This is a genomic window from Thalassospira sp. UBA1131, assembly GCF_002311515.1.
Taxonomy (GTDB): Bacteria; Pseudomonadota; Alphaproteobacteria; order Rhodospirillales; family Thalassospiraceae; genus Thalassospira.
Window position 1 is genome coordinate 29,954 of record NZ_DCAO01000018.1, and the last position, 7,967, is coordinate 37,920.

Consider the following 7,967-nt stretch of genomic DNA (forward strand, 5'->3'; position numbering starts at 1 on the left):
GATGGCGAACTGGATGTCGATATCCCGGGCCTTAAGCGCAATGACGAAATCGGCGAAATGGCGTCATCGGTCGAAATCTTTAAGGAAAACGCCAAGCGCGTCGCCCAGCTTGATCGCGAACGCGAACAGGAACGCGAACGTGCCGAGACCAAACGTCGCGAAGCCATGGCGGCCCTTGCCGGTCGGTTTGAACAAACCGTCATGGGTGTGGTCGATGGCGTATCTGGCGCATCGGGTGAGATGCAGGAAGTCGCCCAGACGATGGTGGCCGCCGTGCAACAAAACGAAGCCGGATCACAGGCCGTGGTCGCCGCAGTTGAGCAGGCCAATCACAGTGTTGAAACCGTTGCCAGTGCAGCCGAACAACTTGCTGTTTCGATCCGCGACATCAGCGCGCGGGTGAATGAAACTTCGAACATCACCGCCAATGCCTCGACCGAGGCAAACCGGGTCAACGAAATGGTTCAGGGGCTTGATGTCTCGGCTCAGAAAGTCGGCGAAGTCGTGCAGATTATTCAGGCGATTGCCGAACAGACCAACTTGCTGGCACTTAACGCCACGATCGAGGCCGCCCGTGCCGGTGATGCCGGCAAGGGCTTTGCCGTGGTTGCCAACGAGGTCAAAAACCTCGCCAATCAGACCGCGCGTGCGACCGAGGATATCTCTGAACAGATTTCCGGTATTCAGGGCTCGACCCAGCAGGCGGTTGGCGCGATTGACGGGATCACCGGCATCATTGCCAACCTGAATGACATTGCATCCGAAGTCGCGGCTGCGGTCGAAGAACAGGGTCAGGCAACCACGGAAATCTCGACCTCGGTTCAGCAGGCGGTTCAAAGCACGCAGGAAGTATCCAATCACATCCGCGAAATGCAGGAGGCCGCCCGCCAAACCGGCGAAGCCGCCCATCAGGTATTGGGCGCGTCTGACAAGCTTAACAGCCAGTCGGGCACGCTGCGCGGTGAGGTTGGCAACTTCCTTAATGAAGTGCGCGCAAGCTAAGCGTCACTTGGCTTAAAACAAAAAAACGCCGCCCGGTTAGCCGTGGCGGCGTTTTTGTTTTTCGATGTGGTCCTAGCGTAATGGATCGCGGTTCCGTGCGTCCTCATCAAGGCGCATCATCATCATGTCGTCGAGATCGGCATAACCATGCAAACGATAAAGCGGCTGCATGTCCGCTGTCGCCAAAAGCCAGCGTTTCACGCGCTTTAGTTCCGGATGGGTATGCAACGCATCGATCATTTTGGCGGCAATGCCCATGCGGCGATAATCCGGATCGACAAACACATCGGCAACATACGCAATGGCGATCTGATCGCTGACCACGCGCGCAAAACCGACCTGACGGCCATCGCAATAGGCGCCGACAGGAAATGACATCTCGACAGATCGGTCAAACTCACCGCGCGTCCGCCCGGCGGCCCAATAGGACGCAGCGATAAAATCATAGCAATATTCAAGATCGATCCGTGACCGATCCAGGCTGATTTCAATGGTTTTCTCGCCATCTGCCATCATGGTCATCCCACAAGGTCTCGTCCCGTAAGGTGATAGATTATTTCAGGTAAACCGCAACAGCCAGTGCCGCAATCGCCACCCACATCACAAGGGACTGGCGCGAAAATCCGCCAGGTTTGCTTTGCCCGTTATTTGGCTTTCCACGCATGGCGGCAACCGTGTCGGGATGCAGACGCAATCCCTGATCGGTAAAGACGGCGGATGCCTGTTCCGCGGCTTCGATCACGCGCGGCAGTCGGCGCAACATGGTACCTGCCTGAAGGGTGGCTTCCTTGATCTTGGCTTCCGGGCCAAGGTTTTCACGCATCCAGTCTTCGATCAGCGGACGCGACAATTCCCACATATTCTCATTCGGGCTGAGAATACGTGAAAGCCCCTCGGCAACGATCATGGTTTTTTGCAGCATCAAAAGCTGCGGCTGGGTTTCCATGCCGAACTGTTCGGTGATCTGGAACAACTGCCCCAACAACCGTCCGACCGAAATATCGGCCAGTTCCTTGCCCAGGATCGGCTCGCCAATCGACCGGCAGGCCTGCTGGAAGTTTTCAAGCGACTGGTTACGCGGAACATAACCCGCTTCGAAATGGACCTCGGCCACGCGGTGATAATCACGCGTCAAAAAGCCCAGTAGCATCTCGGCCAGATACAGGCGTGTCTGTTTGTCCACCCGGCCCATGATGCCGAAATCAACCAGGCTGACCCGGCCGTTTTCATCGACAAACAGGTTGCCCGGATGCATGTCAGCATGGAAAAACCCGTCGCGGAAAACCTGTTGGAAAAATGCCCCGGCCGCCTTGGCCAGCAAGTCAGACCGGTCAATGCCCATGCGATCAAGGGCTTCGACATTATCAATGCGCACACCTTTGACCCGTTCCATGGTCATCACGTGTTCAGCCGTGCGTTCCCAATCGATCTGCGGGATGTAATAGGTCGGATCGTCTTCGAAATTTTGGCGGAATTCCGATGCCGCTGCCGCCTCGAAACGCAGATCCATCTCAAGATGGACACTGTCTTCCAGCGCCTTGACCGTTTCAATCGGTTTAAGACGACGCAGGCGCGGCTGGGTCAGTTCGACAAGTTCCGCAATCCAGTAAAACAGGTCCATGTCGCGCGCAAAGCGATACCGGATGTCCGGGCGCAGGACCTTGACCGCCACTTCGCGCCCGTCGGTCGTGGTCGCGAAATGCACCTGCGCGATCGATGCTGCGGCGACGGGCGTTTCATCAAATTCGGCAAACAGCACATCAAACGGCTCGGCCAGCTGTTCGGTGATGATGCGTTTGGCAAGCTTGGCCGAAAACGGTGGCAAGCGATCCTGAAGCGATGAAAGGTCGGCGGCCACATCATCGCCGATCAAATCGGATCGGGTCGCAAGGGTTTGCCCCAGCTTGATAAAGGCCGGGCCCAATTCCTCAAGCGCACGGGCTAGTCGTTTGCCCGGTGGCAAATCAGACCGGCGCGAAAACGGTGCGGTCAGGCGGGCCAGAAACGCGACAAGTTTCCCTCCCGGCACAAGGGCCAGTGGGAATAACGCATCATAGCGCGCCAAAGTGCGCGCCATGGCAAGCAGGCGAAAGCTGTTACGAATAAAACGGATCATGCGTCAAACGCCCTTATATCCGCCAACCGGAATGAATGGCTGCAATCCCGCCAGACAGGTTGCGGTATTTTACCCGCTCAAAGCCGGCAGCCCGGATCATGGATGCAAATGTTTCCTGATCGGGGAACTTGCGAATGCTTTCCGCCAGATACTGATAGGCCTCGCGATTGCCCGCGATAAACCGGCCGATTTCGGGCAAAAGCTTGAACGAATAGGTGTCATACAGCTTATCGAACCCCGGCACGACGACCTTGGAAAATTCAAGACACTGGAACTTTCCACCCGGACGCAACACGCGATACGCTTCCGAAAGCGCTTCTTCAATGCGCGTTACATTGCGTATGCCAAAGGCAATGGTATAGGCATCAACCGATTGATCAGGTAGCGGCAATTTCTGCGCATCACCGACCGTCCAGTTGATGTTTTTCAGGATCCCGTGATCAACCGCGCGGTCGCGCCCGACATGGAGCATCTCATAGTTGATGTCACATACCGTTACAGAGCCACCACCGTTTTTCAGGAAGCGAAACGCAATATCCCCGGTGCCCCCGGCAACGTCGAGCAACTTCATGCCCGGACGCGGCTTGAGCTCGTTGATGAAACTGTCCTTCCACAAGCGATGCACCCCACCGCTCATCAGATCGTTCATCAGGTCATATTTCGACGCAACAGTGTCGAAGACCTCGCGCACCATGGATGCCTTCTGGCTTTCGGGAACATCACGAAAACCAAAGTGGGTTGTGTTTTCGCCGGTTTCGCCCGCGGCAGGGTCTGTGTTCTTGCTCATGGCCGGGAAAATAGCGCAGCAATGATTATCCTGCCAGTGGAAAGCCACGACAAAACGCAAATATCCTGTTGGATCGTGGTCATTTCTGTTAAGTCAATCTGACGCGACAAGCGTTTGCCAAGAAGATTAGAGCGACGACAAGGACAGGATGCCCCGATGAGCTGCATGGTAAAAATCTGTGGAATTAACAGCGAAGATGCCGCGATTGCAGCCATGAGTGCCGGGGCAGATGCGCTTGGATATGTCTTTTTCCCGCCAAGCCCGCGTCATATATCGCTTAAAGGGGCCAAGACGCTCACCGAACGGGTCCCCAACAGCATCTATAAGGTTGGCCTGTTTGTCGAAGCCGGTGACGAGGCGCTTGAAAATGCGATCAAGGCCGGCAATCTCGACGTCATCCAGCTTCACGGCAAGGAAAGCCCGGAACGCGTGGCCGAGGTCAAGGAACGCTTTGGCCTCAAGGTCATGAAGGCCATTTCTGTTAGCACCGCAAACGACATCGAAACGGCCCGCAAAAACTATGACGGCGTTGCTGATTTTCTGTTGTTTGATGCCAAACCGCCCAAGGACAGCGTCCTTCCCGGCGGCAATGCGGTTTCGTTCGACTGGACGCTGCTGACCGGTCAGAACTTCCAAAGCAACTGGATGCTGGCCGGCGGACTTGATCCCAGCAACGTCGCCGAAGCCGTCAAGATTACAGGCGCGCCCTGGGTGGACGTGTCATCCGGTGTCGAACGCAGCAAGGGGGTCAAGGACCCGCGCAAGATCTCGGCCTTCATCCAGGCGGCAAAAGGGTACTGATCCCTCTGAGCAACTGCGATCAGAGCTGATTTAACCATTTCTGAAATGATTGGGCGCAAAACTGCCCGGGCAATAGTGCACTCCATTGCCCGGACCGAGTAAGCGCGACATGAAACCGACCCTTCGATCAAGAACCCAGAAACTTCTGCATGGTGTTGACCGGGAATCGCGGTTTTCGCTGTTTGTGCATCTGGTTCTGGCCAGCGCGATCATCATCAATGTCGTCTCGGTGATCTTTGACTCGGTCGAAGCCTTTGCCGAACGCTATTTCATTTTGTTTGCCACAATCGAGATCGTCTGCACGCTGATCTTTGCCATTGAATATGGCCTGCGTGTCTGGTCCGCCCCTGACAATCCGCGCTTTAGTGGCCGATTTGCGCGTCTGCGCTATATCCTAACCCCGATGGCGCTGATTGACCTTCTGGCGATCCTGCCGATCTTCCTGTGGTTCTTTACCAGCATTGATTTGCGCTTTATCCGCATCGTCCGGTTACTGCGCCTGTTGAAATTCACCCGCTATTCAACCGGGCTGGAACTGATGATGCTGGTGTTTCGCCAGCAAATGGGCATTTTCGGTGCCGCCAGTGCCGCCCTTGCCTGCATGCTGGTTTTCAGTGCCGGGGCAATTTACCTCGCCGAACACGAAGCCCAACCTGAACAATTCTCCAACCTGCTCGATGCGCTTTACTGGAGTGTCATTACGCTCGCCACGGTCGGCTATGGCGATGTTGTGCCGATTACGCCGTTTGGCAAACTCCTTGCCAGCATCATCTCATTGACCGGGATCGGGATTGTTGCCGTCCCGGCCGGTATTCTGGCGTCGGCCTTTAACGCCGAATTGCGTCGGCGCGAAGCCGAATATCGCCATCAGGCCACCCGCCAGTTGCTGGGTAAACGCCTGACCGAACGGGTCCGCCACAAACTGCGGTCCCATCAGGAAGAACTCGGCATCAGCGAAGAACAGGCCCAATCCATCATCGAGGACATCCGCGATGTCCATCGCAATGAAAGTGATGAAATCCTGACCTGTCCGCATTGCCATCAGCCGCTTCATCTTGAACTGCACGACACCGAAACAACACCCACGCCGCAAAAGTCTTGACGCCCGGTTTTTTTGGGCACATGGTTGACCCATGAAAACACACGGCATGAACCTGACCCGCATTGCAAATCGTTGGTGGTGGCTCGCTTAAGCGGGCGGCCAAAACTCGTGCCCTAAACATACCGGCCGCCTCATTCTTGCAGGCGGCTTTGTGTTTTCAGACTTCTTCTTCCTTGTCTAAAGATCACATGGCTCCTGCGGCGAAAGGCCCACACAGGAGTAAAAAACGTGACGACCCCGACAAGCCAAACAGGCATTTCCACTGACAGCAGCGAATATCGCTACACCACCGATGGCGGTGTTTCGGTCATCCGCCGCATGACCGAAGTGGCTTACGAAAATGCAACCGAAGGCCTGATTGATGCGCTTGATGCCACCAAGGGCGTGTTGCTGTCTTCAAGCTATGAATTTCCGGGGCGCTATTCACGTTGGGATATGGGCTTTGATGCGCCGCCGCTTGAAATTGTCGGGCGCGAACGCGGCTTTGCCGTGCATGCACTCAATGATCGCGGGCGGGTGTTGCTTGATGTCATTGCGAGTGCGCTTGAAAACCATCCCCATGTCGAAAGCCTGACCAACGGCGAAGACGGGCTGTATGGCGTGGTCAAAAAACCCGCTGCCTGGTTCCCCGAGGAAGAACGCAGCCAGCAACCCAGCCTGTTTTCCGTGGTGCGCGCACTGCGTGATTTGTTCGGGCACAAGGGCGACGAACGTCTTGGGCTTTATGGCGCCTTTGGCTATGACATCGCGCTTCATTTCGAACAGATCAATCTGGCGCAGGACCGCCCGGCCGATCATAAGGACATCCACCTGTTCCTGCCCGATCAGATGGTCACAGTCGACCATGCCTCGCGCGTCGCCACCCGGTTTGATTATGAATTCATCGCCCCCGATGGCCGCAGCACCGCCGGGTTAGAACGCATTTCACAACCCCACCCGCCATCACGCGGCAACAACGCCGCCATCGAAAACGATATGAAACAGGGCGAATATGCCGCCATTGTTGACGATGCCAAGCACCGCTTTGCCCGTGGCGAATTGTTTGAAGTCGTGCCCAGCCGCGTTTTCCGCACCGCCTGTGATGTCAAACCATCGGAAATTTTCCGCCGTCTCAAGCGTCGCAACCCCGCCCCTTACGGGTTCCTGATCAATCTCGGCGACGGTGAACACCTGATTGGCGCATCGCCCGAAATGTATGTCCGCGTTAAGGGACAGCGTATCGAAACCTGTCCGATTTCCGGCACCATCGCGCGTGGCCGCGATGCGATTGAGGATGCTGAAAATATCCGCACATTGCTGAACTCCGCCAAGGAAGAATCGGAACTGACCATGTGTACCGATGTCGATCGCAACGACAAGGCACGCGTCTGTAAACCGGGCAGCATCCGTATTCTGGGCCGTCGTCAGATCGAAATGTATTCCCGCCTGATCCACACAGTCGACCATGTCGAAGGTCGCCTGCGTGAAGGGTTTGATGCGCTCGATGCCTTCCTGACCCATTGCTGGGCGGTCACGGTTACCGGCGCCCCAAAACGCGCTGCGATGAAACATATCGAAGCTGTCGAACGCAGTGCGCGCGCCTGGTATGGCGGCGCGATTGGGGCTGTTCTGTGCAATGGCGATCTGAATACCGGCCTGACGCTGCGCACCGTGCGCCTCAAAAAGGGTGTCGCCGAAGTCCGCGCGGGTGCGACGCTGTTATTTGATAGTGAACCGGACGCCGAAGAAGCTGAAACTGTGCTGAAGGCATCGGCGATGATTGATGCCGTCACCCGCGATGCCAAGGATGAGGTTACCCTTGATCCGACGGTGTCGGGCGTTGGCAAACGCGTGCTTCTGATCGATCACGAAGACAGCTTTGTGCAAAACCTTGCCAGCTACATCCGTGCGACGGGGGCAGAAACGCTCACACTCCGCCCTGGCTTCCCCGATCAGGCGTTTGACGATTTCAAACCTGATCTGGTGTTCCTGTCACCCGGTCCGGGGAGGCCGGATGACTATCACCTGCGCGACAGTATCGAACGCGCCCTTGCTGCCGGTTTGCCGGTGTTCGGGGTTTGCCTTGGTCTGCAGGGGATTGTCGAATTCTTTGGCGGATCACTCGGCCAACTTGTCACACCGATGCATGGCAAACCGTCAAAGGTGAAACTCGATACAAC

The 7,967-nt window shown here is 56.3% G+C and carries 7 protein-coding genes; 4 read left to right on the forward strand and 3 right to left on the reverse strand.

What is annotated here, in order from left to right; translation table 11 throughout:
- A partial coding sequence (locus B3Z49_RS02575; RefSeq protein WP_296988046.1) for a methyl-accepting chemotaxis protein occupies positions 1 to 1,002 on the forward strand: 1,002 nt, incomplete at its 5' end.
- Positions 1,003 to 1,074: 72 nt separating this feature from the next.
- On the opposite strand, the gene B3Z49_RS02580 is transcribed toward B3Z49_RS02575, so the two are convergent.
- Genes B3Z49_RS02580 through ubiE form a run of 3 tightly spaced genes read right to left on the reverse strand, consistent with a single transcriptional unit; the run spans position 1,075 to position 3,905 of the window.
- The gene (locus B3Z49_RS02580) at positions 1,075 to 1,524 is read right to left on the reverse strand and encodes a GNAT family N-acetyltransferase (protein WP_296988047.1); all 450 of its coding nucleotides are present in this window, start codon (positions 1,522 to 1,524) and stop codon (positions 1,075 to 1,077) included.
- A 31-nt stretch (positions 1,525 to 1,555) separates the two neighbouring features.
- Complete coding sequence (gene ubiB, locus B3Z49_RS02585) at positions 1,556 to 3,118, reverse strand: 2-polyprenylphenol 6-hydroxylase (protein WP_296988048.1); 1,563 nt, start codon at positions 3,116 to 3,118, stop codon at positions 1,556 to 1,558.
- A 13-nt stretch (positions 3,119 to 3,131) separates the two neighbouring features.
- Positions 3,132 to 3,905: a bifunctional demethylmenaquinone methyltransferase/2-methoxy-6-polyprenyl-1,4-benzoquinol methylase UbiE gene (gene ubiE, locus B3Z49_RS02590; RefSeq protein WP_063085689.1), complete on the reverse strand. Its 774-nt coding sequence runs from the start codon at positions 3,903 to 3,905 to the stop codon at positions 3,132 to 3,134.
- 156 nt (positions 3,906 to 4,061) lie between these two features.
- Between ubiE and B3Z49_RS02595 the strand changes: the two genes are divergently transcribed.
- The 3 genes from B3Z49_RS02595 to B3Z49_RS02605 form a co-directional block, all read left to right on the forward strand.
- Positions 4,062 to 4,706: a phosphoribosylanthranilate isomerase gene (locus B3Z49_RS02595; RefSeq protein ID WP_296988050.1), complete on the forward strand. Its 645-nt coding sequence runs from the start codon at positions 4,062 to 4,064 to the stop codon at positions 4,704 to 4,706.
- A 109-nt stretch (positions 4,707 to 4,815) separates the two neighbouring features.
- Positions 4,816 to 5,808, forward strand: a complete 993-nt coding sequence (locus B3Z49_RS02600) for an ion transporter (protein WP_296988051.1) — start codon at positions 4,816 to 4,818, stop codon at positions 5,806 to 5,808.
- A gap of 228 nt (positions 5,809 to 6,036) precedes the next feature.
- Positions 6,037 to 7,967 (forward strand): anthranilate synthase component I (locus tag B3Z49_RS02605; RefSeq protein WP_296988052.1); only part of this gene is annotated, 1,931 nt, incomplete at its 3' end.

Bases quoted from the DNA above. Each gene is read 5' to 3' on its own strand.
- B3Z49_RS02580 (WP_296988047.1), bottom strand. From the start codon at position 1,524: ATGACCATGATGGCAGATGGCGAGAAAACCATTGAAATCAGCCTGGAT.
- ubiB (WP_296988048.1), bottom strand. From the start codon at position 3,118: ATGATCCGTTTTATTCGTAACAGCTTTCGCCTGCTTGCCATGGCGCGC.
- ubiE (WP_063085689.1), bottom strand. From the start codon at position 3,905: ATGAGCAAGAACACAGACCCTGCCGCGGGCGAAACCGGCGAAAACACA.
- B3Z49_RS02595 (WP_296988050.1), top strand. From the start codon at position 4,062: ATGAGCTGCATGGTAAAAATCTGTGGAATTAACAGCGAAGATGCCGCG.
- B3Z49_RS02600 (WP_296988051.1), top strand. From the start codon at position 4,816: ATGAAACCGACCCTTCGATCAAGAACCCAGAAACTTCTGCATGGTGTT.